Origin of the sequence: Kitasatospora sp. NPDC001539, assembly GCF_040298565.1 — a bacterium.
In the GTDB taxonomy this organism is placed as follows: Bacteria; Actinomycetota; Actinomycetes; order Streptomycetales; family Streptomycetaceae; genus Kitasatospora.
The window spans coordinates 1-2,289 of sequence record NZ_JBEPAK010000448.1 but is presented as its reverse complement, the minus strand read 5'-3'; the positions used below and the strand labels follow the sequence as shown (position 1 = coordinate 2,289).

Annotated in this window: 2 protein-coding genes and 1 riboswitch; of the genes, one reads left to right on the top strand and one right to left on the bottom strand. The window is 72.2% G+C overall.

The window, feature by feature from the left end; all coding sequences use genetic code 11:
- Positions 1 to 47: 47 nt before the first annotated feature.
- Positions 48 to 377: a MoaF-related domain-containing protein gene (locus ABT247_RS33100; RefSeq protein ID WP_350750246.1), complete on the bottom strand. Its 330-nt coding sequence runs from the start codon at positions 375 to 377 to the stop codon at positions 48 to 50.
- 428 nt (positions 378 to 805) lie between these two features.
- A riboswitch (cyclic di-AMP (ydaO/yuaA leader) is annotated at positions 806 to 912 on the top strand.
- A gap of 7 nt (positions 913 to 919) precedes the next feature.
- Here ABT247_RS33100 and ABT247_RS33095 point away from each other — a divergent pair.
- Positions 920 to 2,251, top strand: a complete 1,332-nt coding sequence (locus ABT247_RS33095; RefSeq protein ID WP_350750244.1) for a glycoside hydrolase family 16 protein — start codon at positions 920 to 922, stop codon at positions 2,249 to 2,251.
- The last annotated feature ends 38 nt before the right edge of the window (positions 2,252 to 2,289 follow it).

Genomic DNA, 2,289 nt, shown 5'->3' with positions numbered 1-2,289 from the left:
GCCCCCCGAACCGAGCCGGTTCGGGGGCCGCTCACGCCCGGCGCGTCTCAGGCCAGCCGTTCCAGCGTCCCGGTGTGCAGCTGCCCGACCCGGCCGCCCTCGCCCTCGAAGGTCCAGAAGGCCCGCACGGTCAGCTGGTTGAGGTCCATCACGTGGCTGACGGTGATCCCGCTCTGCTCCGTCCAACTGACGAAGTAGACCTCCGGGGCCACCTCGGCGACGTGCAGCAGCACGTCCTCCCACTGGCCCGCCGACTCGCCGAGGCCCTCCCAGCGCAGCCGCTTGCCGTCGGCCGAGTAGGTGTTGCGGAAGGCCGCGCCGTTGTCGGCCCGGAAGAGGTAGGTGCGGCCGGCGAAGGCGGGCAGGGGCGCGGTCATGGTGGGGCGGGACCTCTTTTCGATGGGCTCACGGCCTCATGGCTCATGGGGCGGACACTTGTGCACGGCGTAAAACGTCAGGACTCCAATTTATCCGACCGGTCCGACTCGGGCGTCCCGCGCCGCGACACCGTCCGCTTCCGGCCAAGGAGCGCCGAGCCGGCGCCGTGCGGTACGGCCGCCCCACCGGCCCGGCCGATCAGCGCGATCGGCCAACCCGGCCGCCACCCAGCGTCGTTGATCGACACCACTGTGAGCTGTGCGACAACCGGCTCGATGGAGTTGTCCGTTCACGGAGCACCTGCCTAGCCTGCAACGGGTCGTCCGCCCTCGCGGACCCCGCCGCCGGGACGCCGAGTCCTGTCCACCCGCCGGCGGGCAGCCGAGCACGACAGCGGACGGGAGCGGGGGAACCAAGGTCAGCGCCCGGCCCGTGCGCTCTCGCGCGCGGGCCCGGCTAGGGGTGAAGCCGCTCCCCGGGCGGCCGGGCAACTGCAGCCCGAATCCGACAGCTCACCTCGCAGGCGTCGCAGAGGACTCCCATGCACCAGCCTGCCCGTGGGCGCCGCGCGCCCCGCCACGCCCGTCCGTCCCACCGCGGTCGCAACGCCGCGCTCGCCGCCACCGGCGCGCTCGCCATCAGCGGCGCCGGCCTGCTCGGACTGCCGTCCGTCAGCGGCGCCCAGGCCGCCACCGGCCCGACCGTCACCCAGGACCGGCTCGCCCCCGCCGCCATGGTCGCGGGCAAGGCCACCACCGCCTCGCTCGGCCTGCACTCCTCGTCCTGCTTCACCGCCAAGACCGTCGGCGTCGGCGTGCGCGACGCCCGCGGGACCAACCTCGACTTCCCCGGCAACGCCACCAACGTGCAGATCTGCCCGAGCGTGTTCACCTACACCAGCGGCGCCCGCACCCTGGCCGCCGGGACGTACACCGAGTTCGGCTTCTGGCAGGACCTGGGCGGCGCCTGGCACAACCTGCCCTCGCAGCAGCTGGTGGTCTCCGCCTCCGGTACCGCGACGCCGAGCCCGGCCCCCACGACCACCCCGTCGCCGACGACCACCCCCTCGCCGACGACCACCCCGTCGCCCACCACGACTCCGAGCCCGACGAGCACCCCGACGGCGACCCCGTCCAGCCCGAGCACCACCGCGAGCCCGAGCACCCCGGCGCCGTCCTCCCCGGTCGCCGGCAAGTCGCTGACCTGGTCGGACGAGTTCAACGGCTCGATCAGCTGGGGCCAGCGCTGGGTCGGCGACAAGAGCACCTCGTACAAGTACGGCAACCACAACCCGGACGACAACAAGCTCGACTGGCTGAACAAGAACAACGTCAGCGTCGCCAACGGGGTCGCCACCTTCACCGCCGCCCCCGGCGGGCCCACCCTGGAGAACGGCAAGCAGTCCTGGAACACCGGCTTCCTGACCACCGAGGGCTCCAGCGAGGGCTTCCAGGTCAAGACCGGTGACTACGCCGAGACCCGGGTCAAGCTGCCCTCCGGCACCGGCGCCTGGCCGGCCCTGTGGACCTGGAAGAACGGCAACGGGGAGATCGACTCCTTCGAGTACCACCCCGACAACCCGAACCTGCTGGAGCTGACCAACCACGTCAACCCCGGCAACCCGAAGTACTACACCGACGCGAGCGCCATCGCGAAGGACCAGTGGGTCACCATCGGCACCTACTACGGCGCCACCTCGGTCGACTGGTACGTCAACGGCGTCAAGGTCTTCTCGGACGGCAAGGGCGTCGGCGCGAACTGGTCCGCGTACCTGATCCTCAACCTCTCGGTGTGCGCCGGCCAGTACCACCCGGCGCCGCAGGGGACCGCGCCGATCACCATGGCCGCCGACTACGTGCGCGTCTACCGCTGAGTGCCCGGTCGCGTGCGCGGACGGCTGCCCGTCCGCGC